The sequence below is a fragment of the Rheinheimera sp. genome, assembly GCF_036782235.1.
Classification (GTDB): domain Bacteria; phylum Pseudomonadota; class Gammaproteobacteria; order Enterobacterales; family Alteromonadaceae; genus Pararheinheimera.
On record NZ_DAIPZL010000006.1, the window covers coordinates 1 to 24,158 of the forward strand.

The window sequence follows — 24,158 nt, forward strand, 5'->3', positions numbered from 1 at the left end:
CCGTCGGCATGGCGCGCATTATAGGGCGTTTTTGAAATGGCGCAAGCGTGAATTTGTAGTTTTTTGCAGATTTCAACTCGTTTGCTTATAAAACGCACGTTATGCGCATTTTTGCTGCAAAAACCATTGGTTTTTCTGAGTTTTATCTGTTGGCGAAGTGATAGTGACTGGTTAAGATAGCTTTTGACTACTATAAGTAGTTTGTTTTTCTCAGTATCTTTTCACTCTCATGTATTTAGGAATCACTTATGTCATCAAGTTTAAGCCGTTCTTTACCTTTTACCCTGGCACTTGCCATCCTTGTATACCTTGTTACTTATTTTCTTCCTGCTGATCTATTGCCCGCTGCCGGTGTAGCAATGACGATCGGTGTCATTATTGCCGGTATTCTGGTTCCCATCCTGGTTGAAACCAAACCTTTAGCTGCTACATCCGAAAACAAAACGAATAACAAAGCTGCTGTTGTAACCGCAACAGGCGACACTGCCACTTTATATGTAGGTAATTTACCTTACCGTGCAAATGAAGAAGCCGTGCGTGAGTTGTTTCAGCAATCAGGTCAGGTGGTCAATGTTCGTTTGATGAAAGACAGACAAACAGGCCGGCGCCGTGGTTTTGGTTTTGTTGAAGTGTCGGCGAAGGATGCCAACAAAATGATCCAAAAGCTGAATGACTTCGAATTTGAAGGCCGCACTTTAAAAGTGCGCGAAGCCAAAGAACGTCAGGATAACGAAGACGGCGAAGAATAAGCTACAACGAAATCGGCATTGGCCAGCACTGTTGCTGGTCAAAGCCGAGCTTTTTGAGCCTCTCGCTTTGCACTTCATTAAGCGCTCTGGTACTGATAAAACAATGCTGATACTGCGTATCGGCCAAAGACTGCCCCCCAACTAACTGCTTTACCCGTCTTGCTATCGCTTCACCTGTATCCAGCAACACTGTTGCGCGCGGCAAAGCCTGCTTAATTTCTTCCGCCAGAAAGGGAAAATGAGTACAACCTAACACCACAATGTCAGCCTCCTGATCGGCAATAGGGCTAACCGACAAAATGTCACTGACTTGCTGACTTACATCCTGCTGATACCAGACTTTGTCTTCGGCTAAACGCACCAGTTCACTGCTGCCAAATTTAATCACGCTGTCATTGGGGGCAAATTGACGGATCAAACCTGCCATATATTCCCCATTGGCCGTTGCCGGTGTGGCCAGTACTGCAAAACCTTTGCCCTGACTTAACACAGCCGCAGGTTTAATAGCGGGCACAACACCAACAAAAGGGATGGAAAAGTGTTGGCGCAGAAATTCAACTGCCTGAGTGGTTGCGGTATTACAGGCTATCACTATCAACTCAGCACCCAGCTCTATCAGATGTTGTGACAACTGATACAGACGCTGCTGAATAAAACTTTCGCTTTTTTCGCCATAGGGCAGATATTTGTTATCCATCAGATAGATGTAGTCGGCCGGCACCTGCTGCTGTACCTGCTGGTAAACACTTAAGCCACCAACACCACTATCGATAAAACCAATCCGCATTTGATCCCCTCCGGCTACAAGCCATTATTTTGCCAGAAGCCAGAGCGCAGAGCAGCAAATTAAATTGCGCCTGATGAAGCGGGACTACATATATATAGTGGCACTTCATTGGATCTTGAGGCAAAACCTCTTAGAATGGCCGCTTTTTTCAGCGAGGGGCATATTATGCAATTAGGCCAGGTTTTTCCGGAACAATATCAGACATTGCTGTCGGAGAAAGCAGATTCCATGCAACAGCTGTTCGCCCCTTTTGGTGTTGAGCAAGCCGAAGTTTTTCCCTCAGCGCCCGCGCATTACCGCTTAAGAGCTGAGTTCCGGATCTGGCACGAAGGCGATGACATGTTTCACATCATGTTTGATCCAGAGACCAAAACCAAACAACGGATTGATTATTTTCCGATAGCCTGTAACACCATTGCTGATTTTATGCCGGTGCTGCTTAAGGCATTAAAACAACGTCCCCTGTTGCGTAACCGTTTATACCAGATTGACTACCTGGCCACTTTAAGTGGTGAACTGGTGGTGTCACTTATTTATAAAAAGCCGATCCCGCCAGAATGGGCAGCCGAAGCTGCCGCACTGAAAGCTGAATTTGCTGCTTTATATAAGGTGGATTTTATTGGCAGAGCGCGAAAGCAAAAAATCCTGGTTGATCGTGACTTTGTGATTGAAAGCTTGCAGGTACAACAGCAACAACTGCACTACCAACAAATTGAAAACAGCTTTACCCAGCCCAACGGCGAAGTGAATCAGAAAATGCTGGGGTGGGCTTGTGATATTGCCAAAAACCTGCGCGGTGATTTACTGGAACTCTATTGTGGCAATGGCAATTTTTCGCTGGCGCTGGCTCCTTATTTTGATCAGGTGGTTGCCACTGAAATTGCCAGATCTTCCATTCGCTGCGCTGAATACAATATTGCACTCAACCAGATCAACAATGTGCGGGTGTTACAGATGTCTGCCGAAGATGTCAGTGCGGCCCTGTCTCAGGGGCTGCAGTTAAAAAACATCGATTTAGCAGGCCTGCAGCTTAATACCATTCTGGTGGACCCACCGCGCGCCGGTCTGGATCCGGCCACAGAGCAACTGGTCAGCCGTTTTGACGATATCCTGTATATTTCCTGCAACCCGGAAACGCTGGCGCACAATCTGCAAACTCTGTGTAAAACCCATCAGGTACAGAAGTTTGCGCTGTTTGACCAGTTCCCCTACACCCACCACATTGAATGTGGTGTCTGGCTTAGGAAAATTATTCTTTAGGCCTGCGGCCATAACCCGCTGCGCCGTGCGCCAGCCAGCGCAGTTGGGTTATGGTTTTATGGGTAATTTGCAAGCGTAAATCCGGGCTGGCATCCAGCGCATCTGCGCCGGCATGGAACACCAGCGTCACCATCGCCTCCGCCTGCACCTGGGCAAACTCATCCGGACAAGCTGTTTCCTTTCTAAGGTAATCCGCAAGTTCTGCACAAAAGTGCTGGATTTCGCGGGCAACAGCACGACGAAAGGGCGCTGAAGTCCCAGAGCGCTCGCGCAATAACAACCGGAACACATTACTGTTGCCGACCACAAACTCCATAAAAGTCTCAATAGAAGTGCGAATGACACTGCCATTTTTTTCGATACGATGCCTGGCCTGACGCAATAACTGCCGTAACATTAAACCGGCTTCATCAACCAGAGTTAAACCCAGCTCGTCCATATCGGCAAAATGACGGTAAAAAGAAGTTGGTGCTATACCGGCTTCGCGTGCAACTTCGCGTAAACTCAGGCTGGAAAAACCTTTATCCGGACTTAACTGCGCAAAAGCAGCATCAATAATAGCGCGGCGGGTGCGTTCTTTTTGTTGAGCTCTGGTCACAATGCCTCCCTGTATCTGATGTTTGGCATTTTATACCTTGACCCGCTGCAATTGCACAGTAAAATTAGCTTACAGATGTAAGCCAAATGTACCTATAAATGCAAAAACCACCTATTATCTGGACCAATGTCCTGCTGTTTAGTATTACTTTTTTAATTTCAGCTATTGCTGTGCCCTATTACGCCCTGACCGTTGGTTTTACCACCCTGGAAATAGTTGCCACTATTTTGTGCCTCGGTTACTGCGGTATGTCTATTACTGCCGGTTATCACAGGCTCTGGGCGCACAAAACTTATGAAGCCCATCCGGTTTTACAGTGGTTTTTTGCCATTGGCGGTGCTTTTGCACTGCAAAACAGCGCCTTACACTGGTCTTCCGATCACAGGGTGCATCATAAGTTTGTCGACCAGAATGACAAAGACCCCTACTCAGCCCAACGTGGTTTCTGGTTTAGTCATATCGGCTGGATGCTCAGGGAATATCAAAGCCAGCGTTACAGCGACTACAGCAATGTGCGGGACTTACAAAACAACAGCATCGTCATGTTTCAGCACAAACATTATTTATTACTGACTATTGTGACCAACTTTGGCATTCCGCTGTTGTTAGGTTTTTTAACCGACAGCTACCTCGGCATGTTGTTAAGTGTGGGTGTGCTGCGTTTGGTGCTGAGCCATCACTTTACGTTTTTTATTAATTCGTTGGCGCATATCTGGGGCAAACAGCCTTATACGGATGAAAACAGCGCCCGCGATAACGGTGTGTTGGCATTTTTAACTTATGGTGAGGGTTACCATAACTTCCACCATATTTTTGAATATGACTATCGCAATGGCATTCGCTGGTGGCAGTTTGACCCAACCAAGTGGCTGATTAAAAGTTGTTCCTGGCTGGGGTTAACCCGCAATCTGAAAGTTTGCCCTGAAGACCGTATTATGAAAGCAAAAGCACTGATGCAATTAAAAAGAGCCCAGGCCAAAGCCAAACTCTTGCCGGATGCAGAGCTGTTGCTGGCGAAAATGGAACAGGAATATGCTTTATTACTGGAGCGGATGCAGGCGTATTATTCAGTGCAAAAGCAGTTATACCAGCAGAAAAAAGATCAACTGCAACAGAAAAAGGCGCAACTGCTGCAACAATACAATGACTTTGATATCCGCCAGCAATACCAGGAAATGAAACAAAACTGGTTACAACAACAACGCCAGTGGCAAAGTTTTATTCAGCAATACGCATAAGTCGGCCAGAGCGCTGATTTTCCTGATGAAAAGGCAACGCAAGTTGCCTTTTCTGCTTCAACATCTGTAAACGATGCTGCTATCATCAAAGCTCAGATAATTAGACCAGAATAGGGATCTGCTGTGCCTGCCAAATCAAGCTCTGTCAAACCTCAAGCACAATATCAGTATGACGCCATCATTATCGGCACAGGCCCTGGTGGTGAAGGTGCAGCCATGAACCTGGCCAAAAGTGGTAAAAGAGTGGCGGTGGTGGAACGCCATGAACAAGTTGGCGGCGGCTGCACTCATTGGGGCACTATTCCTTCCAAAGCCCTGCGTCATTCGGTCAGCCGTTTTATTGAATACAATGAAAACCCGCTGTTTCAGATGGAAAATCAGTCCGCGAACCTGACTTTTCCACAAATATTAAAACATGCGGCTGGTGTCATTCGTAAACAGGTGCGGCTACGCAGCAGTTTTTATGATCGCAACAGAGTCGAAGTGTTTTCCGGTGAAGCTTCATTTATTGATACCCACACTATTAATATCAAACCAGCCAACGGCCCTGATCGGCAAATCACTGCCGAAACTATCATTCTGGCGACAGGTTCGAGACCCTACCGGCCAGCCAATGTAGACTTTAACCATCCGCATATTTTTGACAGCGATACCATTTTGTCGCTGAAAGACGACCCAAGGCACATCATTATTTTTGGTGCCGGTGTAATTGGTTGTGAATATGCCTCCATTTTCCGTGGTTTGGGCGTCCGGGTCGATTTGGTGAATACCCGCGACCGCCTGTTATCTTTTATGGATACCGAAATTTCTGATGCCCTGAGTTATCACTTCTGGAACTCAGGTGTGACCATTCGCCACGGTGAAGAGTTTGAATCTATTGAAGGTTTGGAAGATGGTGTGATTCTGCATTTACAGTCAGGTAAAAAGATGAAAGCGGACTGTATTTTGTTTGCTAATGGCCGCACCGGGAACACAGACACTCTGAACCTGGCCGCTGTTGGTTTAAAAGCCGACAGCCGTGGTCAGCTGAAAGTGAACCACAATTATCAGACTGAAGTGCCGAATATTTACGCTGTGGGTGATGTGATTGGTTATCCAAGCCTGGCCAGTGCCGCTTATGATCAGGGCCGAATTGCCGGTAACGCTATTATCCATGGCCATTGTCCGATGCAGCTGATAGAAGACATTCCGGTTGGCATTTACACCATACCGGAAATGAGCTCAGTGGGTAAAACCGAACAGCAACTGACTGCCGCCAGAATTCCTTATGAGGTGGGCCGCGCCCAGTTTAAACATCTGGCACGCGCGCAAATTGCCAACACTAATGTGGGCAGTTTGAAATTATTGTTTCACCGCGATACCAAAGAAATTCTCGGCATTCACTGTTTTGGTGAAAGAGCAGCCGAAATTGTCCACATTGGTCAGGCCATTATGATGCAAACCAATGGCGGCAATAATGTCGAGTATTTTGTACACACTACCTTTAACTACCCGACCATGGCAGAGGCTTACCGCGTGGCCGCAATGAACGGTTTAAACCGTTTGTTCTAAAACCATAGCTTTCAGCAACATATTGCTAAAAACGGCGCAAAATTGCGCCGTTTTTGTTTTGTTTTGTCGAATAAACCGTTGTACACTCGAAAAAAACACCATAAAAAATTCCAGGGAGTTCGGGCATGTTTCTGATGCGTTTATGCTGTTATCTGCTTGCTGTCGGGTTCAGTAGTTCAGCCCTCGCCGATTTTGGCAGTGCTTACAAACTGTTTCAGGATAAAAACTACGAACAGGCGATGCCACAGCTACAAGTTCTGGCGCAACTCGGCCATCCGCAGGCACAGCTTCTGCTGGCTCAATGTTATGAAGAAGGTTTAGGCACCGAAGCTGACTTAAATAAAGCTTATGCCTGGGCACTGACGGCCAAGGGGTTGTCTCAGCCTGGCGCTGCTGAAAAATATGTCGAACTGCGCGGTAAGTTAGAATCACGCCGTGCCGGTAAACAGGCTTTTACTGAGATTAACGGTCAGTACGGTGCTCTGGCACTCAAAAGTAACCTGTATCCAACTATCCACCAGGTGTATCGCCAGCCCACAGTGGTAAAGCCACTGAAGCAGGATAAACCAGATTATCCTAACCACTTCCCGCGCAGTGGTATTGCTGCCTGGTCTGTTGTCACTTACGACATTAATGAAAACGGCCGGGTTGAAAACGCCAAAGTTGCATTGTCTTTCCCGGCGGGCGCTATTGATAAATACGCACTGGATGCGATGAAAAACTGGACCTTTACCCCACCACGCAATTCATATGGGGATGCCATCCGGCTGGATCATCAAATTCATGTATTCAATCTGGATAAACTGGTCACAGCATCTCGTAAATTTGAACGCGAAAACAACGAATATATCGCTGCCATTCGGGAAGCCGCAGAAGCAGACTCAGCAGCCAACCAGTATAAATTTGGCCTGATCGCTCAGGCAGGACTGGTGAAAGGCCAGAAAGCACTGCCATGGTATTTAAAAGCCGCTATTAATGGATATGCACCGGCACAGTTTACCGTAGCCCAATGTCTGCTTACCGGCAGCCTGTGTGATAAAGACAGCAACAAAGCCATTAACTGGCTGACTTATGCAGCTGCAGACGGCGACCCGCAAGCCAGTTATTTGTTGTCGCACCAATTGCTCGACAGCGACAATATTCAGTTTGACCCGGAGCGCGCAGCCCGTTATCTGGAAAGCGCTGCTGCTAAAAATTATGTGCCCGCTATAGTGGAATACGCCTCCTTACTGGCCATGTCGGATAATCCTAAACTGCGTAATGCTGAGCGTGCTATTCAATTGGCAGAACAAGGGCTGGAACAAGACGAAGATAATCCAAAATTGCTGTCGACTATTGGTATCGCCCTGATTGAACAAGGCAAACAGGAACGTGGTGAAGAAATGCTGGAACAGGCCGTTGCTGCGGCAGAAGCACGGAACTGGGCCACTGAAAACTACCGTGAGTTGTTAAACGATTACCGGGGCCAGGTGCAAGCTGACACTAAATAAGCAGCACAATGACTAGTCCTGAAATAAGTTGACCCTTAGGTCATTAAAACGCCCGATGCACTTCATCGGGCGTTTTGTATTTTAGTACAAGGGGGTGGATACGAACGGACTCGTCGACCACTCGCATCGCTTGTTCAATATTTTCCGGTTTCACCAACAGATATTCGTTCTTCAGAATACTATTTATCCGCTATGCCAACACATTTTGATAACCATCATAACCATCCGCCATCGAACACGTGACGCCATAACGTGTGTGCAGCGCTTGATACGGGGACGAACAATACTGAATGCCGCGGTCTGCATGATGTATCAGTGGCTGTTGCTTTTGCTGTCGTTGTTTCGGTGCCTGGCGATATGCCTGCATCACGCTCTCTGCCTGAAGGTTGTTATGCACGTGATATCCGATGATTTTTCTCGAGCATACATCGGTAATTAAGCTCAGATAAGCTTCACCTTTGGCCACTGATAAATAGGTAATGTCCGCAACCCACACCTGCTCAGGTCCTGAAGGCGTGATTTTGTCCGGTCCGGCTTTGAATAACAGTGAAAGCGGTGATGCCTTTGGGTTGTTTTGTGATAAGCACCTTTAGTCGGAACCAACAGCCGGTGTTCTCTGAATAAGCTGAACAGTTTATCGCGGCCAATCTGAAGTTAATGGCATTGTTGCAACAGATATTGCAACTTGCACTTACCAATCCTCGGTTGCAACACCCGCTCCGCTTTTACTAACATCAGCACCTGATGTTCAGTCACGGCAACACACTTATCGCGCTATCGCTGCTGGTAATACGCCTGCTTACTCAGGTGCAAATACCGGCAACATGGTCTGGCTGTGAAGCCATCTAACCGTTTTTCTTCGATGACTTGCCTCGAGGCTTTTTTACCAGGCTGACTCCATATTCGCGTTTAAGCACTTCAACCACAGCTTCAAAGAACTCTGCATCTTGTTTTGTATCTGCAAGTTATTGTTCCAACTCTTTAATTCGCTGCTCTGACGTAAGTGGTGAAGGTTCTGACATAGAAATGCCCCAGGGATGAAAAGGCGATATACCTGCACTCCAATCTAACTTACCCCACTTACGAAGCCAAACCAACACGGTACTTTTACCCGGACTACCTTAACGGTCTTGTGCTTGTTTGTAGGTCAACTCGCCTTTTTTCAACTTGCATCACCATCGCTAATTTAAAGGCAAGGGAAGAATCTTTTTGTGTACGCTTTGTTGTTGAATTCATGACACTCTCCATGGTTCAGAATAAAAAGCGTCAACGTTATTTAGGGCGGGGCACAAACAACAATAAAGGCGCCGTTGGCGCCTTTATTTTTTTACTGTATGCACACTCAAATTAGCATCAGACAATATCAGTATTCATATGATAAGTACGGCTGAATGATTGCACAGCTTCAATAAAAATACCGGCTTTTTCCGGGTCTACGTCCGGCGTAATACCATGACCCAGGTTAAACACATGACCTGACCCCTGGCCATAGCCGTCCAGAATGGCCTGTACTTCCAGCCGGATACGTTCGGGTGAGCCCAACAGAATGGCGGGGTCCATATTGCCTTGCAGTGCAACTTTATCGCCAATGCGGTTACGCGCATGGCGAATATCGATGGTCCAATCCAAACCTACAGCGTCGCAGCCAGTGGCAGCAATATCTTCCAGCCACAAACCGCCGTTTTTGGTGAATAAAGTCACGGGCACAGGACGGCCATCGGCCTGACGGGTCAAACCTTCAACAATTTGCTGCATATAACTTAACGAATATTCGCGGTAGGCATTAGGTGTTAACACCCCACCCCAGGTGTCAAAAATCATCACCGACTGGGCACCGGCGGCAATTTGCGCATTCAGATACAACACCACACTTTGTGCCAGTTTATCGAGCAGAATGTGCACAACTTCAGGTTCGCTGTACATCAACTTTTTGATTTTTGAGAAGGTTTTGCTGCTGCCGCCTTCAATCATATAAGTGGCTAAAGTCCATGGGCTACCGGAGAAACCAATCAGCGGAACTTCACCTTTTAATTCACGGCGAATGGTGCGCACAGCATCCATTACATACTTTAATTCGACTTCAGGGTCCGGCACAGGCAACTGCACTACATCCATAAAATCGTTCAGCTGTTTGGTAAATTTAGGGCCTTCACCTTCACCAAAATACAACCCCATGCCCATCGCATCCGGAATGGTCAGAATATCGCTGAACAGAATGGCAGCGTCCAGCGGATAACGGCGCAGTGGTTGTAAAGTGACTTCACAAGCCAGCTCAGGGTTTTTACACAATGACATAAAATCGCCGGCTTTGGCTCTGATCTCCCGGTATTCAGGCAAATAACGGCCAGCCTGGCGCATCATCCAGATTGGGGTGCGGTCAACCGGTTGTTTTAACAGGGCGCGCAGGTAACGATCGTTTTTTAATTCCATCTTGGCTCTACCATTAAGCTGTGTTGAGTTATTTTAACAGCATAGTGAAGATGACACTATGTTTGCTGTTTAATGAATTTTTCTGCATTTATCTGCACATTTACTCTTGCGGCGTGAAAAAGCTTCTGTTATAAAATCGTCGCGCTAGTGAAGAAATCTAAAAATAAGAGCTCGCACCTACGGGCCCATAAACAACTACTTAAGCCACTTATGTGGCTTTTTTATTTGTTATTTTTCAGCTGTATTATTAGCCGCAAAATACCCGCATGCGCAGCCTATTGTGATTATTTATTCATCCGCTGAAGTTTCCGCCTGCAACTGACGAATCATCCGGCCAGACAAAGTTTGTACCGGCGGTATGTCCGGCAACGCAGCAAAATCAAACCAGCCCGCGTCTTCAATTTCATCTTCCTGACACACAATATCACCACTGTGATAATCGGCCAGAAAACCTGTCATCAATGAATGCGGAAAAGGCCAGGGCTGACTGCCAGCATAACGCAGATTATGGATCCGGATCCCCACTTCTTCATACACTTCGCGCATTGCAGCCTGTTCCAGCGTTTCACCGGATTCAACAAAACCGGCCAAAATGGAAAAAAAGCCCGGTTTATGCCGCTTTGAGCGTGCCAACAGAATTTGTTGTCCTTTACAGATAGCAACCAGCACACAAGGTGAAATCCGTGGATAACAACGATGGCCACATTTATGGCATAACATCGCAAGCTCCCAGCTCACCAGCTGCATTTTGCTGCCACACTGACCACAATACCTATGTGTCTGTAAAAACAGCGCTAATTGCACAGCTCTGGAAGCCAGCTCAAACCACACTGACTCTGGCTGCTCCAATAAAGCGCGGGGACTATGCCATTGTTCTGACTCTGGTTGCTGGTCGTTGCTGACCACCAGATAACAGGGTTGTTGTTGCCACTGCCCTATATGACAAATCATCTCAGGATCGTTCACCTGCTGCTGTTGCCAGGCGCCAAAGGGAATACTGAGGGACTCTGTGGTCAATTTCAGTTTGCCGCGATTCACCACAAACCAATAGCCCTGATCATGATGTTTCAGCTGCAGACTATGACTTTTCATTGTGCTTGTACCAATACAACTTCCGGATGCTGGCTGTCATCATAAAGGGAAATACTGAGCCGACCAATCAAAAAGTAGTTGATCTTTAGTGCGGAATTCTTTTTATTAGCGGTATAAGCCGAATTTAATTAAGCAAGGATATGGTTATGTATACCCGTCTGCAAACAGCTCGACAACAATGGGGCGGTACTTCAACCGCTATTGATAACTGGCTGGAAGAGCGGCAACAACTGATCGTATCTTATTGTAAATTGGCGGCTTTACCGCCCTTTGATAAACAGCAGGACAATCAGTTACCGTCTCAGGACGCTATTCTGGGGTTTTGTCAGTTGTTGATGGATTATCTTTCAGCTGGCCATTTTGAAGTATATGACCAGATAGTGTCACAATGTCAGGAAAACGGCAGCGACAGTAAATCACTGGCAAAAGCCTTATACCCGAAAATTGCTGCCTCTACAGATGTAGCGTTGGAATTTAATGACAAATATGCTGAAACTGGCTCAGACCATCACTTCAGTGGTTTTGATGCCGACCTGTCAACTTTGGGTCAGGCGTTGGAAGAACGCTTTGGTCTGGAAGACGAATTAATTCAAACCTTGCACAATAAACACAGCAAAGGTTCGGTATCGGCCTGAACAGCAGCAGATAGCCGATAAAAAAACCGCCGGTGAAGGCGGTTTTTTTTGTGTCTACTAATCCGTTTTATACGGGGTGGCAATCACTACTTTTTTGCAGCTTCGCCGGCTGGAGCAGCTTCGTCAGCCACAATGCCTAACAGCTCAACTTCAAATTGCAGAACGCTGTTTGCCGGGATAGGGCCAACATCACGGTCTCCGTAACCTAAAGCAGCAGGAATGGTAAATTTGAATTTAGAACCAACGCCCATTAACTGTACGCCTTCAGTCCAACCTGGAATCACCTGATTTAACTGGAACTCAACTGGCTCGCCGCCATTTGATTTGTCCGTGCTGTCAAATTCTGCGCCGTCAATAAAAGTACCTTTGTATTTCACCCGTACTTTTTCTTCAGCTTTTGGTTTTGGACCGTCAGCCGCAGTGATGACTTCATACTGCAGACCCGATTCAGTCACTTTGACGCCTTCTTTTTTGGCGTTCTCAGCCAGGAAAGCTTCACCTTTGGCAATAGTTTCAGCAGCTTTAGCTTTGGCTACTTCAGCTTGTTTTGCACGGAACTGTTCGTCCAGAGCAGTCATGATTTTCTGCACATCTTCATCAGTCAGCGCAGCTTTACCAGCCAGAGAGTCCTGTACACCACGAACCATAGTGTCAGCAGCTAATGGCAGGCCTAACTTTTTGTGTTCTTCTACAGCGCTGTTCAGGTACTTACCTACTGAAACACCCATAGCGTAAGATTGTTTTGCAGCGTCTGTATCCAGTACTGGTGCAGCTGGCGCAGCAGCTTCTTTCTGACAGGCAGACAGTGAAATCATGGCGGCGGCAATCAGCGACACCTTGGTCAATAAGCGCATTTGTTTCTCCAATAAACTGCAGACTTCGCTGCAAAAGTGTGTTGTTATAGTAATAAAGGACTAACCTTTAACCATGCCTATACTACAGATTTGTGCTGATGACGTTAACACATAGAATGAAATATCTAGGCATTTTTCTCAGCCTTTGGCTGGTCGCCTGCTCAGAAGTTCAAAACAAAGCCATTTCAAGCACTGAACATGCATCTCATGGCACTGTAGCTGCCGCTATCTCAACCTCAGCTGAACTGGCTGCAGTGTCCAGCCTGACCTCAGGTGTGGTGGTCTGGGATTTAACAACCCAAACAGCCAAATACCGCTTAAGTCAGCAAAGTCCAACTGAAAACTTTATCAGTTATCTGGCGTTCAGCCCGGATGGCCAGCATCTGCTTACCGCAGACGACAAAAACCTGTCGTTGTGGCAAATGACGGATGGAAAAAACATCGGTTTCTGGTCCTTACCTACCTCTATAGTGCGGGATATTGCGGTTTCTCAGGGCGGCACTCAGCTGTTAATTGCCCAGAGCGACAGCAAAGTACAACACATCACATTAAAAACCGGTCGCCGGCTGGAGTTTTTAGGCCATAGCGAAAAAGTAAATACTGTGGCCTTATCACCGAATGGCCGTTATGCACTGACCGGCGGCAACGATTTAAAAGCTTATTTGTGGGACACCCAGACTGCACAAATTCTGCAGACTTTTGTCCATCCAACCCGTGTAACTAAAGTGGCGCTGGACCAGAAGGGCACCCTGGCTTTTACCGCCGACAGCCAAAAACAAGCCAGTATCTGGGACTTAACCACCGGCAAACTAAAACAAAAACTGGAACTGGGCCGAGGCCGGGTTTTTACCACAGCCCGTTTTAGCGACGACGGTCGTTATCTGGTCGCAGGCTCGGCGTCTCGCCGTGTTACTGTCTGGGATGTCAACACCGGCAAAGTGGTGAAAGATTGGCAAGTCAGCGCTTTTCCGGGTAGCAAACCACCCAGCGCCGTGGTATATGATGCCGTTTTTATGGCACCCGACCGGATCCTGACGGAAAGTTCCAGTGGTCTGGCGGAACTATGGGAGTTTTAACCATGAGTGCACTGACACCCACTGAACAACAACTGCAAACGCAAATTTTTGATTTAGAGAGCAAACTGGCGTTTCAGGATGATGCATTACATCAACTGCATACCGAATTATTAGAACACCAGAAGCGGATAGAAAAACTGCAGCGGCAGGTGCTGATGCTGGCGGAAAAACTGCAGGGCGGCCCGGACAGCGGTATATTAAGACCACACGAAGAGCCACCACCACCACACTATTAATTGGCGCAGCTAATGGATGCAGCCCACAATGGAGGTAGCGCCTTGCAGGCTATTAAAGCCGCCGGGCGCCCGCTGCGGCCACCCAGAGCGAACTGGCCGGTAGCACTTTATTCAGGTTTAAACACCCCAATTACAGTTTCATTTTCCCGCGCCAGCCGTTCCACCTGAGATTCAGGCTGCGCCATCTGATAACCACAGCTGACACATTCCACTTTTTCCACATTATGCTCAAGAAACAGCGACATGGTATCCACTGCCTTACATTTGGGGCAGGTGGCTCCTGCGATAAAACGTTTTTTCTTCCGGGTGGTCATGGTTTTTACATCCTCGAAACAGGCAAAAATCAGCGAAACTCTTGGTTTGTGTGGCCGATCGGATTACATTAGCAGCCCAAATCGTCTGGCCTGATGTCCGGGCCACACTGCTACAGGTACTGCTATCAATGATCCAACTGCAACAAGTCGAATTACGCCGCGGCATTTTATGTTTGCTGCAACAGGCCGATCTTACCGTATTCCCGGGCCAAAAGGTCGGAATTATCGGTGCCAACGGCTGTGGCAAATCGACTTTGTTTGCCTTGTTGCAGGGCAAACTGCAAGCCGACGCCGGTACTGTCAGCATTCCGGCCAGCTGGACCATTGCCACTGTTGCGCAGGAAACCCCAGCCGTTGAAATCAGCGCTATGGATTATGTGCTGCAGGGCGACGAAGCTTTATATCCGCTGCTGATGCAGGTGCGTCAGGCCCATGAAGACACCGACCTGATTGCCGTGCATCACCAGATTGAAGCGCTGGACGGTTACCGCGCCGAAGCCAAAGCTGGTACCTTGCTGGACGGTCTGGGTTTTACCGGTGCCATGCAGCAACAACAGGTGAAATCATTTTCCGGTGGCTGGCGTATGCGCCTTAATCTGGCGCGCGCTTTAATGCAAAGAGCCGAATTATTACTGCTGGACGAACCGACCAACCACCTCGATTTAGACGCGGTGTTATGGCTGGAAAAATACCTCGCCAACTTCGAAGGCACCATGCTGCTGATCAGCCACGACCGCGATTTCCTTGACGCCGTGGTCGATAATATAGTGCATATCGAAAATCAGCAGCTGACGCTTTACCGCGGCAACTACAGCCAGTTTGAACGCCAGCGTGCCGAACATCTGGCGCAGCAACAGTCCACTTATGAAAAACAACAACGCCAGGTCGCCCACCTGCAGAAATTTATCGACAGGTTCCGCGCCCAGGCCACCAAAGCCAAACAAGCGCAAAGCCGGATTAAAGCATTAGAACGGATGACTTTATTGGCGCCAGCTCATGTTGATTCGCCCTTTCAGTTTGAGTTTCTCGAGCCACGGGCTTTACCCAACCCACTGCTGAAAATGGAAAACGTGCGCGCCGGTTATGGCGATCACAGTATTTTGCAACAAATTAACTTTCAGCTGCTACCAGGCAGCCGTATTGGTTTACTTGGCCGTAACGGTGCCGGTAAATCCACACTAATCAAACTGTTATCCGGCAGTCTGCAACCACAAAGTGGTGACATCTGGTACGCCGCTGGTGTGGCTATTGGTTATTTTGCCCAGCATCAGCTGGAAACCTTAAGACCGGAAGACTCACCACTGCAGCATATGGTGCGGCTGGCACCACAGGCCACTGAACAAAGCCTGCGCGACTTTTTAGGTGGTTTTGGTTTTCATGGTGACAAAGCTTTAGCCGCCTGTGCGCCCTTTTCCGGCGGTGAAAAAGCGCGGCTGGTGCTGGCACTGCTGGTGTATCAACGTCCTAACCTGCTGTTACTGGACGAACCAACCAACCACCTCGACTTAGAAATGCGCGAAGCCATAGTGATGGCGCTGCAAAGTTTTGAAGGTGCCATAGTGGTGGTGTCGCACGATCGGCATTTATTATCCAGCACCACAGACGAGTTTTATCTGGTGGCCCATGGCAAAGTGGCGCCTTTTGCCGGTGATTTAAATGATTATTACCAGTGGCTGCAAAATGACAGCAAAGCGCAGCAGATCAGCACCGAGCCCGCCAGCAGTGGTGCTAATGTGCGTAAAGATCAAAAACGCTTAGAAGCAGATTTACGCAACTTAACGCGCAAATTAAAACAAAACATCGAAAAGCTGGAACAACAGCAGCAACAACTGGAAGCCAAACTGGCGCAACTGGAAGAAAAACTCACCGACACCGGCTTGTATGATCAAAGCCGCAAAGCTGAGCTGACGCAGGTGCTGGCAGAACAAACTCAATTCAAAGCTGAGCTGGCCACAGTGGAAGAGCAGTGGTTTGAAGCGCAGGAACAGCTGGAACAACAAACCAACGATTTCTGGCAGAAAAATGGCGGTTAACAGCAAAACGCTGCCGGATGCGGCCTTATTCTGGCAATTTAGCCTGGCGCTCTACCCCGGCATCCAACCTTTGTGCCTGCAATGGCAAGACAGTTATGGTGCCAATGTAAACCTGTTGCTGCTGCTGTTGTATCTGCAAAAACAGCAGCTGCAGTGTGAACTCAGCGATATCAGGCTGCTGCAACAAAGTCTGAATGCAGAGCAGCAGTTTACGCTGGCGCTCAGACAACTTAGAAAAAGCTTACCGGCTGGCCTCAATGCCAAAGCTGCTGCACAAATGAAACAGGCGCTGCTCAAGGCTGAACTTTGTGCCGAGCAACTGGAACAAGAACAGCTGATAGCCACTTTGCCACAATGCCGCCTGAGTCAGGTGCAGCCCGCCATCAAAGCGGCCAGTTTATTAACTTTGTATCTGCAGTTGCTTGGTGTGGCACTCACCGACAAGCTGCAGGCGCAGATCCTTGATCTGGATCAACAGGCTATGCAACAGGATTTCCCCCCCTCCAAAAGCTTGATCTAAGTCAGGATCCAGCCGCCGGCACCAACCTACACTGCCTTTATCAACCAGATGGAGGCAACACCATGAACCTGTGGCAAGAATTTTTAAATGACCCGGTAATTTTTATTTCTTTTACTGGCCTGGCAATTGTGATTGGCCTCTGCCTGTTTTACGCCGTGTATTTCTTTTACAAAATTGGCCATGACGACGTGAAAAACTAACAGCTTTTTTGTTTATTGTTCCTGTCAATTGTTCCTGTATGGGTTGCTGCCGGGTAAACCGCCAGAAGGTAGCAACCAACTTGCTGTGTAAGTGCCTGCTGATACCGTATTGGTATAACCGCCGGAAGCCTTAGGCTACCGGCTTTTTTATCTGTCTGTTTTTTGGCTCTTGTTGATTGGGGTTTGCTGCTTTTGGCTTTGCTTAACCACGCAGCCGCGCCGCCAGTAAATCGCTGTTACGCCAGGCCAGCGCATACAGCGTTAATTGTGGGTTAGCACCTAGGCTGCTTGGCAGTACTGAACCATCAATCACCGATAAATTTTGCAGCTGATAATGACTGCCATTGGCATCTACCACCCCTTTGGCCGCATCGGCACTCATATTACAACCGCCCATCACATGAGCCGATGCCAGCGCCGCGCGGTAGGTTTTGAGCGGTAAACCGGCAATAGCGGTTTTAGCCTGTTGCCAGCTGCTGTATAACATGGCGTCCTGATGCACCGGCATCACGGCCTCGGCTCCGGCGGCAAATTGTAACTCGGCCATGGCCAGATAAGCCTGTTGCACACCCCGCCATAAATAATCGGTCAACGGATAATCCAGCACAGGCTCACCATGGGCATCCAGCTGCACCTCCCCGCCCTGAGCATCCGGGTGAAAACCATCGCGCAGCAGCGCAATCATCACCTGCAAATGATTAAATTTTTGCATCATACCGGCATGCAGCTCGGCCATACCTGTGAGTTTGGACGCCATTAATACCGGATGCACCGGCGGCACTTCCAGTTTAAAACCGGCTTCATCGCCTTTTGACCAGACAAACTGGTCGGAATAAATCGACTGCGGCGCACCGGCATGGCCCGACACTGCATCGTGAAACAAAGCACCGGAAATCACACTGGGGTGCAGATACGTATGTTTACCCAAGCGGCCTGACGGGTTGGGCACCTTAGAGCGCAACAACAAAGCCGGCGAGTTAATAGCCCCGCCCGCCAGCACATAATGCCGTGCTTTAAACCGCAGTTTTATCGAAGGGGTTGGCTGATAATGCTGATCAACAGGCACAGCATCCAGCTGCAGAATGTGCTCACCCCGCCACTGAAACTGCCGGGCCGACACTCTGCTCACCAACAAGGCACCGGCCTCAAGCGCAGCCGGAATAGTGGTCACCAGCATCGACTGTTTGGCATTAAGTGGACATCCCATGCCGCAATAACCCAAATTGGCACAGCCATGCACATTGCGTTCAATCACAGTGTATTGCCAGCCCAGGTTTTCGCAGCCGCGTTTTAACGCCGCGTTATTGGGGTTTGGTGGCACCTGCCACTCGGAAATATGCAGCCGGCCGGCTGCTTTGGCAAAATAAGGGTCAAGGCTGTGTTCAGCGCTAAAATCTAGGCCAAACTCAGCTTGCCAATAATCCAGTGTTGGTTTGGGCGTGCGGATAGAAGTGGTCCAGTTAACGGTGGTAGAGCCGCCCACAGTGCGGCCCTGCAAAATGGCAATAGCCTGATCTTTGGTTTTACGGCCGGCACCATCCTGATATAAATGTGGATAAGCCCAGCGTTCCTGCTGGCGAAAATCGCTGCTGCTCCACAGTGCCCCCTGCTCCAGCATAATCACCGACAAACCCGCCTGGGTCAGAATTTCGGCTGTCATGCCACCACCGGCACCAGTGCCAATAATGACTACGTCCGCCTCAAACTGCTGATCTTCCGTTAGAGTTGCAGCATCAATATGGTGCCAGCCGTTGGCCAGGCCGGTTTTAATCGGATCATTCATAAGCGCGAAACTCCGGCGCCGTATAAGCAAGCGCCTGCCAATGGGCCGGTTGGCCATAATAAGCCGCCAGCAATAATTCCCGCAGGCCGTGATAAGCTTGTTGTAACAACTGAAGATAACTGTCGCGCCAGCTGCTGAGTAGCTGCAGCCGCTGCTCCAGCGACAATTCACCGAGCGTCAGCACATGGCCGGTCAGCGCCAGCCGCGTCAGCTGCTGTGACAATAAAAAAAACAGCTGTTGTAATTCCGCCTGCTGGCGTTTTGGTAAAAAGGGTAAATAGTCCAGCACCGCCTGACGGGTGCTTCGCAGCGCTTGTTGTTGCTCTGCTTCGGCTGTGGGCAAAGCACCAAGCAAAATGGCCGGTAACAAGGCATCCAGTACCAGACGGGCGTCCTGCTGCTGTTGGTTTTTATCGGCTCCGGCCAACATCGGATACAACGTCAGGCCTGTGGCTAAAGTAGCACCAGCGGCCAGGCCAAGCATGATAAACTGTCGTCTTTGCATCTGCGGTACACTCCGCCTGCTGATTCTGGCAAGCCGGCTCTGATTAGACCAGTAGTAAAAAGCATTGTTAATGAGGAACTTCTAAATTGCAAGCACGGCAAAAATCAGAGCAAATCGCTGATTTACCTGAATTTAAACCAGCCTGGTGGCTGAAAAACTGCCATCTGCAAACCATTATGGCGAAATACCTGGCGCCGAAACAGCCACTGCCACACAGTACCGAGCTGCTGGCGCTGCCAGATGGTGACGAGCTGATGTTATGTTTTGGCCAAACCCCACCTGCCAAAGCGCAGGCGCTGGTGGTGCTGCTGCATGGCCTGGAAGGCAATATTCACAGCCATTATGTGCGCGGTATGCTGCACAGTTTGCAGCAACAGGGTTTTGCCGCTGTGTTAATGCATTTTCGCGGTTGCCATGGGCAGGCTAATAAACTGCCACGGGCTTATCATTCGGGCGACACCGAAGATTTACGTTTTGTGCTGCATACTTTAAAGGCACGTTATCCAAACCTGCCACTGGCCGCAGTCGGCTTTTCGCTGGGGGGGAATGTGCTGATGAAATATTGTGGTGAAACTGCAAAGCAGTGCCCGCTTTATGCCGCTGCAGCTGTGTCGGCACCGCTGCAGTTATCCGCCAGCGCCGATCGTATTAACCGTGGTTTTAGCAAAGTGTATCAGCGTTATTTATTAAACCGGCTGAAAGCCACCATGCAGCGCAAACTAGACCACTATACCGACTTCCCGCTCGCTATCAAAGCAGATGATATTCAGCGCCTGCAAAGCATCCGCGAATTTGACCAGCAGCTGACAGCGCCCTTACATGGTTTTACCGACGCCGAAGATTATTACCGCCGCTCCAGCGCCAAGGCTTATTTGCGCACTATTGCACGGCCACATCTGCTGATCCACGCCAAAGATGACCCATTTCTGGCTGCTGAAGCCATCCCAACGGCTGACGAGCTTGGCCCTTATAGCAGGCTGCTGCTCAGTGAACATGGGGGTCATGTTGGTTTTGTCAGCGGGGCTATACCAGGGCAACCACGTTATTGGCTGGATCAGGTGATACCGGCATTTTTCCAACAACATTTACCTTAAGGATTTTCTCAGATGCTGATCCCTTATCAACAACTGAACCCCGACACACTGCAGGCGCTGGTGGAGGCTTTTGTGCTGCGCGAAGGCACCGACTATGGCGACTTTGAAACCAGCCTGGCCGACAAAGTGGCCATGGTGTTGACGCAAATCCAGCAGGGCAAGGTGCTTATTGTGTATTCTGAGCAGGAAGAATCCGTCGATTTAGTGACAGAGCGGGATTATCGCCAGCTGCTGGCCGCCGGGCAAAGCTGACAGCCGTTATAACTGCGGCAACTCACGGCCGGAATGATGGGCAGTGATCAACTGGGGCCAGCCAACACTGGACTGGCCTATTACCATAAAATCAGGATTGGCCAGAGTTTCACGCTGGTTATAACTTAGCGGATAAAACTGGCTGTCGAGAATTTTGCCGCCGGCTTCTTCCACAATAATATGCACGGCACCCGTGTCCCACTCGCCGGTGGGGCCAAGGCGCAAATAACAGTCGGCGCCCCCTTCGGCCACTAAACAGCTTTTTAAACTGCAGCTGCCAAGGGGCACAAATTCCACATCCTGACCTGTAGCCAGCAAAGCATGAATACGTTCCAGCGGCTGGCGACGGCTCACCGCAATACGCAGCGGCAAACCGGCATGATGCTGGCGCACCTTGATATGGTTAATTAAATTGCGTTGTTGTTTAAAAGCGCCGTGGCCGCGGGTGGCGTAATAACAAATTTGCTCTTTGGGCCAATAAATCACGCCAAGTGCCGGCCAGCCATGTTCAACCAGCGCGATACTGACGGCAAAGTCGCCGCTTCTGGCAACAAATTCCTGGGTGCCGTCCATTGGGTCAATCAGCCAATAACGCGGCCAGTGCTGACGCTGCGCCAGCGGCACTAAATTGCTTTCTTCAGAGATAATAGGAATGTCCGGCGTCAGGCTGCTGAGCCGGTCGATAATGATCTGGTTAGCGGCATAATCTGCACTGGTCACAGGGCTGTTGTCGTCTTTGGCGTTATGCTCGTAGTCACCACTTTGGTACATCTGCCAGAGCACAGCGCCGGCTTCAGCAGCAGCTGCTTTGACCGGTTCTAACAGTTTACTTAAAAACATCCTGATGACTTTCCAGATACTTTTTCGCCAGAAACAAGGCCGCAATACTGCGGGCTTCGGTAAAATCGGCTTGTAGTAATAACTCGTCGAAGTCCTGCCAGCGCCATTTCACCAGTTCAAGCGGCTCAGGCTCGTCGCCCGGCAGGCTTTGCGGGTAAAGACCAGTGGCAAGAACTATCTGCATTGTAGCATTAAAATATCCCGGAGCCAGCGCCACACTTTTCAGTGGTACTAAAGTATTAGCACCAAAACCTGCTTCTTCTTTCAGCTCACGGTTGGCGGCGTCCAGCACTTCCTCACCCGGGTCGACTAAACCTTTGGGAAAACCCAGCTGATAGTCGTGGGTGCCGGCGCTGTATTCACGGATCAGGTAAAAATGTTCCGCATCAGGGCAAGCCACCACCATCACGGCGCCACGGCCCGAACCGCGCATCCGTTCAAATAAACGTTGTTCACCATTACTAAATTGCAGCTGGATTTGCTCAATTTTAAACAAGCGGCTTTGCGCCACTATTTCCTGACTGAGAATTTGCGGTTTTTGTTTGTCGTCCTGACGTTCAGCCATACCACTGCCTCTGCTACAATGCCTGTTCTGCGCTCTACTATAAATCGAACAGATGGAAAAACCTATGCTGGACTGGGCGAATATCGACACTGTGTTACTGGATATGGACGGCACCCTGCTGGACCTACATTTTGACAATTATTTCTGGCTGGAACATTTGCCGAAGCGCTGGAGTGAAATCAGCGGCATTAGCACTGAAGAGGCCAAAGCACAACTCAAAGCCGAGTATGATGTGCTGCAGGGCAAGCTGGAGTGGTATTGCCTGGATTATTGGGGCAAAAGGCTACAACTGCCTATTACCGAATTAAAACGTGAAGTGATGCACAAAATTGCCATGCGTGCCGACGTGCCTGACTTTTTAACGGCGCTGAAAAAAAGTGGCCGCAGCATTGTGCTAGTGACCAATGCGCACCCTGGTAGTTTGTCGTTAAAAATTGAGCGTACTGAGCTCAGTAACTATATCAGCGAGCTGATTTCGACCCACGAATTTGGCGTGACCAAAGAAAGTCAGGCGCTGTGGCATAAACTGCAAGCCCGCCTGGGTTTTGACCCCAAACGCACTTTGTTTGTTGACGACAGCCTGCCCATTTTGCACGCCGCCAAAGAGTTTGGTATTGCACATTTGCTGGCTGTTGCCAACCCCGACAGCCAGCTGCCGGTGCGCAGTATTACCGAATTCCCGGCTATTACCGACTATACGGTATTGGAGGATGAAATTTTGTTAGCCAGCCGGCTGGCCTAACTAAGCTCAGGCCAGCAAATAACCCACACTTATCGGTTTTGTTGTGACTAAAGCCCTACAAAAGCCTGCACCCTTGATGTTGCAGGCTTTTTTATGCCCACTTACATATGCTGTTTCAGCACACTCAACACTTTGCGGGTAAGTAGCGCCACGGCCAAAGCCAGAATGGCGGCGGCCGGCACTATCCACCAGCCCATCACCTCGGGCATCGCCATAGGCGGCACCGACACAAAACCCACCACTATGCTGTTGCCATGGGGCGTAGACCAAACCCCCACCGACTCTGGCAGCAGAAATTTGGCACCGGCGACAAACAGCAAACACATGGCCGTGCTAAAACCAAACACTGCCATGGCAAAATACAGCGTGGCCGTCACACTTTTTTTCATACTTTGAATGGCTTTAAAACCCCGTGGCGGCGGCGCCCCTTCTTCAATATGGGCAATATATTGTGCCGCCAGCTGCCGCGGTTCACCAAAACCTCGCAAAATAGCCGCAACATCAGCGCTGTTGCCAGTGGCTTCCTGCTGCTCTATCACATCAAACAAATGGCTTTCAATTTCGCGGATCACTTCCTGGCTTTCATGGGGAGCGAGGCGTGCCAGATAACGGCGTAAATCATTCAGGTAACGATGAATGCTGTCGTTGTTGTTTAATGCTGACTGTTGCATCTCAGACTCCTTTCATTTGCAGGGGTTGTGGGCCGGGGTTGGCCAGCAAAAATTCAATATCGGTGACCGACTGACGCCAAAGCTGGGTTAAATCTGTCAGCTTTTGTGCACCCAAGGCCGTCAGCTGGTAATACTTGCGCGGCCTGCTGTCACCTTCCTGCACCCACTGTGCGTCCACCAGTTCGTCACGTTTGAGCCTGTCCATCAGCGGATACAGCGTACCTTCGGTAATGGTGGTCGACGGCAGGCTTTGTAATAACTTCAGCAGTTCCAGCCCATATAAAGTGCGCTGTTGTAAAGCCGCCAGAATGGCCAGTTCCAGGGTGCCTTTGCGCAGCTGCACTTCCCATTTTTCCATCAGAGCGTCGTTCGGGTTCATCTGTCACCTTATGAGGCCAGGGGGCTGGCCTTGCTATGTATTGAATTATACCTTGTAATACAAGGTATAATGTTGAGCATAGTGATGGGGGTTTAAAAGATCAAGTTTATTTTTTAAGCAGCACTGCTTTTTAGTTTTCAGCTTGCAGCAGAGCGGGCTGCTCATACTGATAGGTGACGCTTTTATTCAATCACATAGGTAACACTTTTTGTGTTTGTGTTCTTTATGGCTTGGTTTTTTGATTGATGCTTTCGGCTTGGCATA

Annotated in this window: 26 protein-coding genes and 1 pseudogene; 14 read left to right on the plus strand and 13 right to left on the minus strand. The window is 49.1% G+C overall.

Going from position 1 to position 24,158, the window contains the following annotated elements; genetic code table 11:
* Positions 1 to 248: 248 nt before the first annotated feature.
* A complete protein-coding gene (locus V7P87_RS08560; RefSeq protein WP_333797069.1) occupies positions 249 to 749 on the plus strand; it encodes an RNA recognition motif domain-containing protein in 501 nt (166 codons plus the stop codon).
* Between the two features lies 1 nt (position 750).
* Here V7P87_RS08560 and murI read toward each other — a convergent pair whose 3' ends face one another.
* Positions 751 to 1,536 (minus strand): glutamate racemase, encoded by a 786-nt coding sequence (gene murI, locus V7P87_RS08565; protein ID WP_333797070.1) that lies wholly within the window; start codon positions 1,534 to 1,536, stop codon positions 751 to 753.
* A gap of 165 nt (positions 1,537 to 1,701) precedes the next feature.
* On the opposite strand from murI, the gene trmA reads away from it, so the two are divergent.
* Entirely contained in the window at positions 1,702 to 2,796 is a 1,095-nt protein-coding gene (gene trmA, locus V7P87_RS08570; protein WP_333797071.1) for a tRNA (uridine(54)-C5)-methyltransferase TrmA, read from the plus strand.
* Here trmA and fabR read toward each other — a convergent pair.
* Positions 2,786 to 3,394 carry an HTH-type transcriptional repressor FabR gene (gene fabR / locus V7P87_RS08575; protein ID WP_296297948.1) on the minus strand — a complete coding sequence of 203 codons (609 nt, stop codon included), beginning with the start codon at positions 3,392 to 3,394 and terminating at the stop codon, positions 2,786 to 2,788. The genes trmA and fabR overlap by 11 nt on opposite strands.
* A gap of 98 nt (positions 3,395 to 3,492) precedes the next feature.
* Here fabR and V7P87_RS08580 point away from each other — a divergent pair, with 98 nt between their 5' ends.
* The 3 genes from V7P87_RS08580 to V7P87_RS08590 all read left to right on the plus strand — a co-directional run bounded on the left by V7P87_RS08580 (position 3,493) and on the right by V7P87_RS08590 (position 7,673).
* Positions 3,493 to 4,632, plus strand: coding sequence for an acyl-CoA desaturase (locus V7P87_RS08580; RefSeq protein WP_333797072.1), 1,140 nt, complete (start codon positions 3,493 to 3,495; stop codon positions 4,630 to 4,632).
* Between the two features lie 123 nt (positions 4,633 to 4,755).
* Positions 4,756 to 6,183, plus strand: a complete 1,428-nt coding sequence (sthA, locus tag V7P87_RS08585; protein ID WP_333797073.1) for a Si-specific NAD(P)(+) transhydrogenase — start codon at positions 4,756 to 4,758, stop codon at positions 6,181 to 6,183.
* 125 nt (positions 6,184 to 6,308) lie between these two features.
* Positions 6,309 to 7,673 carry a TonB family protein gene (locus V7P87_RS08590; protein ID WP_333797074.1) on the plus strand — a complete coding sequence of 455 codons (1,365 nt, stop codon included), beginning with the start codon at positions 6,309 to 6,311 and terminating at the stop codon, positions 7,671 to 7,673.
* 43 nt (positions 7,674 to 7,716) lie between these two features.
* Here V7P87_RS08590 and V7P87_RS08595 read toward each other — a convergent pair.
* The 3 genes and pseudogenes from V7P87_RS08595 to nudC form a co-directional block, all read right to left on the minus strand.
* Positions 7,717 to 8,909, minus strand: a pseudogene (locus tag V7P87_RS08595) (IS3 family transposase).
* Between the two features lie 117 nt (positions 8,910 to 9,026).
* On the minus strand, positions 9,027 to 10,103 hold the full coding sequence (gene hemE, locus V7P87_RS08600; protein WP_333797075.1) for a uroporphyrinogen decarboxylase: 1,077 nt from the start codon (positions 10,101 to 10,103) through the stop codon (positions 9,027 to 9,029).
* Positions 10,104 to 10,391: 288 nt separating this feature from the next.
* Positions 10,392 to 11,195 carry an NAD(+) diphosphatase gene (gene nudC, locus V7P87_RS08605; RefSeq protein WP_333797076.1) on the minus strand — a complete coding sequence of 268 codons (804 nt, stop codon included), beginning with the start codon at positions 11,193 to 11,195 and terminating at the stop codon, positions 10,392 to 10,394.
* A gap of 146 nt (positions 11,196 to 11,341) precedes the next feature.
* On the opposite strand from nudC, the gene rsd reads away from it, so the two are divergent.
* A complete protein-coding gene (gene rsd, locus V7P87_RS08610) occupies positions 11,342 to 11,830 on the plus strand; it encodes a sigma D regulator (protein ID WP_296297961.1) in 489 nt (162 codons plus the stop codon).
* Between the two features lie 86 nt (positions 11,831 to 11,916).
* Here rsd and V7P87_RS08615 read toward each other — a convergent pair whose 3' ends face one another.
* A complete protein-coding gene (locus tag V7P87_RS08615; protein WP_333797077.1) occupies positions 11,917 to 12,684 on the minus strand; it encodes an FKBP-type peptidyl-prolyl cis-trans isomerase in 768 nt (255 codons plus the stop codon).
* Between the two features lie 98 nt (positions 12,685 to 12,782).
* On the opposite strand from V7P87_RS08615, the gene V7P87_RS08620 reads away from it, so the two are divergent.
* On the plus strand, positions 12,783 to 13,760 hold the full coding sequence (locus V7P87_RS08620; RefSeq protein ID WP_333797078.1) for a WD40 repeat domain-containing protein: 978 nt from the start codon (positions 12,783 to 12,785) through the stop codon (positions 13,758 to 13,760).
* A 2-nt stretch (positions 13,761 to 13,762) separates the two neighbouring features.
* Positions 13,763 to 13,996: a SlyX family protein gene (locus V7P87_RS08625; protein ID WP_296297967.1), complete on the plus strand. Its 234-nt coding sequence runs from the start codon at positions 13,763 to 13,765 to the stop codon at positions 13,994 to 13,996.
* A gap of 107 nt (positions 13,997 to 14,103) precedes the next feature.
* Here the strand turns inward: V7P87_RS08625 and V7P87_RS08630 are convergent, their stop codons facing one another.
* Positions 14,104 to 14,310, minus strand: coding sequence for a YheV family putative zinc ribbon protein (locus V7P87_RS08630; protein WP_260658376.1), 207 nt, complete (start codon positions 14,308 to 14,310; stop codon positions 14,104 to 14,106).
* Between the two features lie 128 nt (positions 14,311 to 14,438).
* Here V7P87_RS08630 and V7P87_RS08635 point away from each other — a divergent pair, with 128 nt between their 5' ends.
* The 3 genes from V7P87_RS08635 (at position 14,439) to V7P87_RS08645 (ending at position 17,063) form a co-directional block, all read left to right on the plus strand.
* Positions 14,439 to 16,343: an ABC transporter ATP-binding protein gene (locus tag V7P87_RS08635; RefSeq protein WP_333797079.1), complete on the plus strand. Its 1,905-nt coding sequence runs from the start codon at positions 14,439 to 14,441 to the stop codon at positions 16,341 to 16,343.
* Positions 16,333 to 16,863: a TIGR02444 family protein gene (locus tag V7P87_RS08640; RefSeq protein WP_333797080.1), complete on the plus strand. Its 531-nt coding sequence runs from the start codon at positions 16,333 to 16,335 to the stop codon at positions 16,861 to 16,863. Before V7P87_RS08635 ends, V7P87_RS08640 begins: the two co-directional genes overlap by 11 nt.
* Positions 16,864 to 16,925: 62 nt before the next feature.
* Positions 16,926 to 17,063 (plus strand): DUF3149 domain-containing protein, encoded by a 138-nt coding sequence (locus tag V7P87_RS08645; RefSeq protein WP_260658379.1) that lies wholly within the window; start codon positions 16,926 to 16,928, stop codon positions 17,061 to 17,063.
* 202 nt (positions 17,064 to 17,265) lie between these two features.
* On the opposite strand, the gene V7P87_RS08650 is transcribed toward V7P87_RS08645, so the two are convergent.
* Both V7P87_RS08650 and V7P87_RS08655 read right to left on the minus strand, forming a co-directional pair.
* Positions 17,266 to 18,846: a GMC family oxidoreductase gene (locus V7P87_RS08650; RefSeq protein ID WP_333797081.1), complete on the minus strand. Its 1,581-nt coding sequence runs from the start codon at positions 18,844 to 18,846 to the stop codon at positions 17,266 to 17,268.
* Positions 18,839 to 19,351, minus strand: coding sequence for a hypothetical protein (locus tag V7P87_RS08655; RefSeq protein WP_333797082.1), 513 nt, complete (start codon positions 19,349 to 19,351; stop codon positions 18,839 to 18,841). The genes V7P87_RS08650 and V7P87_RS08655 overlap by 8 nt, the downstream gene beginning before the upstream one ends.
* 86 nt (positions 19,352 to 19,437) lie before the next feature.
* On the opposite strand from V7P87_RS08655, the gene V7P87_RS08660 reads away from it, so the two are divergent.
* Positions 19,438 to 20,445, plus strand: coding sequence for a hydrolase (locus tag V7P87_RS08660; RefSeq protein ID WP_333797083.1), 1,008 nt, complete (start codon positions 19,438 to 19,440; stop codon positions 20,443 to 20,445).
* 12 nt (positions 20,446 to 20,457) lie between these two features.
* Positions 20,458 to 20,697 carry a YheU family protein gene (locus V7P87_RS08665; protein WP_260658383.1) on the plus strand — a complete coding sequence of 80 codons (240 nt, stop codon included), beginning with the start codon at positions 20,458 to 20,460 and terminating at the stop codon, positions 20,695 to 20,697.
* Between the two features lie 6 nt (positions 20,698 to 20,703).
* Here the strand turns inward: V7P87_RS08665 and cysQ are convergent, their stop codons facing one another.
* Both cysQ and nudE read right to left on the minus strand, forming a co-directional pair.
* Positions 20,704 to 21,537 carry a 3'(2'),5'-bisphosphate nucleotidase CysQ gene (gene cysQ, locus V7P87_RS08670; RefSeq protein ID WP_260658384.1) on the minus strand — a complete coding sequence of 278 codons (834 nt, stop codon included), beginning with the start codon at positions 21,535 to 21,537 and terminating at the stop codon, positions 20,704 to 20,706.
* Positions 21,524 to 22,102, minus strand: coding sequence for an ADP compounds hydrolase NudE (gene nudE / locus V7P87_RS08675; RefSeq protein WP_296297982.1), 579 nt, complete (start codon positions 22,100 to 22,102; stop codon positions 21,524 to 21,526). Before nudE ends, cysQ begins: the two co-directional genes overlap by 14 nt.
* Before the next feature lie 64 nt (positions 22,103 to 22,166).
* Between nudE and yrfG the strand changes: the two genes are divergently transcribed.
* Positions 22,167 to 22,844 (plus strand): GMP/IMP nucleotidase, encoded by a 678-nt coding sequence (gene yrfG / locus V7P87_RS08680; RefSeq protein WP_333797084.1) that lies wholly within the window; start codon positions 22,167 to 22,169, stop codon positions 22,842 to 22,844.
* 101 nt (positions 22,845 to 22,945) lie between these two features.
* Here the strand turns inward: yrfG and V7P87_RS08685 are convergent, their stop codons facing one another.
* Together V7P87_RS08685 and V7P87_RS08690 are read right to left on the minus strand one after the other, a co-directional pair.
* Complete coding sequence (locus V7P87_RS08685; RefSeq protein WP_333797085.1) at positions 22,946 to 23,515, minus strand: HAAS signaling domain-containing protein; 570 nt, start codon at positions 23,513 to 23,515, stop codon at positions 22,946 to 22,948.
* 1 nt (position 23,516) lies between these two features.
* The gene (locus tag V7P87_RS08690; RefSeq protein WP_296297988.1) at positions 23,517 to 23,894 is read right to left on the minus strand and encodes a PadR family transcriptional regulator; all 378 of its coding nucleotides are present in this window, start codon (positions 23,892 to 23,894) and stop codon (positions 23,517 to 23,519) included.
* Between the last annotated feature and the right edge of the window lie 264 nt (positions 23,895 to 24,158).

Excerpts from the sequence above, each read along its gene's own strand:
- hemE (WP_333797075.1), bottom strand. The coding sequence starts at position 10,103 with ATGGAATTAAAAAACGATCGTTACCTGCGCGCCCTGTTAAAACAACCG.
- nudC (WP_333797076.1), bottom strand. The coding sequence starts at position 11,195 with ATGAAAAGTCATAGTCTGCAGCTGAAACATCATGATCAGGGCTATTGG.
- cysQ (WP_260658384.1), bottom strand. The coding sequence starts at position 21,537 with ATGTTTTTAAGTAAACTGTTAGAACCGGTCAAAGCAGCTGCTGCTGAA.
- V7P87_RS08665 (WP_260658383.1), top strand. The coding sequence starts at position 20,458 with ATGCTGATCCCTTATCAACAACTGAACCCCGACACACTGCAGGCGCTG.
- V7P87_RS08685 (WP_333797085.1), bottom strand. The coding sequence starts at position 23,515 with ATGCAACAGTCAGCATTAAACAACAACGACAGCATTCATCGTTACCTG.
- V7P87_RS08640 (WP_333797080.1), top strand. The coding sequence starts at position 16,333 with ATGGCGGTTAACAGCAAAACGCTGCCGGATGCGGCCTTATTCTGGCAA.
- V7P87_RS08635 (WP_333797079.1), top strand. The coding sequence starts at position 14,439 with ATGATCCAACTGCAACAAGTCGAATTACGCCGCGGCATTTTATGTTTG.
- rsd (WP_296297961.1), top strand. The coding sequence starts at position 11,342 with ATGTATACCCGTCTGCAAACAGCTCGACAACAATGGGGCGGTACTTCA.
- V7P87_RS08650 (WP_333797081.1), bottom strand. The coding sequence starts at position 18,846 with ATGAATGATCCGATTAAAACCGGCCTGGCCAACGGCTGGCACCATATT.
- V7P87_RS08580 (WP_333797072.1), top strand. The coding sequence starts at position 3,493 with ATGCAAAAACCACCTATTATCTGGACCAATGTCCTGCTGTTTAGTATT.
- yrfG (WP_333797084.1), top strand. The coding sequence starts at position 22,167 with ATGCTGGACTGGGCGAATATCGACACTGTGTTACTGGATATGGACGGC.
- nudE (WP_296297982.1), bottom strand. The coding sequence starts at position 22,102 with ATGGCTGAACGTCAGGACGACAAACAAAAACCGCAAATTCTCAGTCAG.
- murI (WP_333797070.1), bottom strand. The coding sequence starts at position 1,536 with ATGCGGATTGGTTTTATCGATAGTGGTGTTGGTGGCTTAAGTGTTTAC.
- V7P87_RS08625 (WP_296297967.1), top strand. The coding sequence starts at position 13,763 with ATGAGTGCACTGACACCCACTGAACAACAACTGCAAACGCAAATTTTT.
- trmA (WP_333797071.1), top strand. The coding sequence starts at position 1,702 with ATGCAATTAGGCCAGGTTTTTCCGGAACAATATCAGACATTGCTGTCG.
- V7P87_RS08590 (WP_333797074.1), top strand. The coding sequence starts at position 6,309 with ATGTTTCTGATGCGTTTATGCTGTTATCTGCTTGCTGTCGGGTTCAGT.
- V7P87_RS08560 (WP_333797069.1), top strand. The coding sequence starts at position 249 with ATGTCATCAAGTTTAAGCCGTTCTTTACCTTTTACCCTGGCACTTGCC.
- V7P87_RS08655 (WP_333797082.1), bottom strand. The coding sequence starts at position 19,351 with ATGCAAAGACGACAGTTTATCATGCTTGGCCTGGCCGCTGGTGCTACT.
- V7P87_RS08690 (WP_296297988.1), bottom strand. The coding sequence starts at position 23,894 with ATGAACCCGAACGACGCTCTGATGGAAAAATGGGAAGTGCAGCTGCGC.
- V7P87_RS08630 (WP_260658376.1), bottom strand. The coding sequence starts at position 14,310 with ATGACCACCCGGAAGAAAAAACGTTTTATCGCAGGAGCCACCTGCCCC.
- V7P87_RS08645 (WP_260658379.1), top strand. The coding sequence starts at position 16,926 with ATGAACCTGTGGCAAGAATTTTTAAATGACCCGGTAATTTTTATTTCT.
- V7P87_RS08615 (WP_333797077.1), bottom strand. The coding sequence starts at position 12,684 with ATGCGCTTATTGACCAAGGTGTCGCTGATTGCCGCCGCCATGATTTCA.
- V7P87_RS08620 (WP_333797078.1), top strand. The coding sequence starts at position 12,783 with ATGACGTTAACACATAGAATGAAATATCTAGGCATTTTTCTCAGCCTT.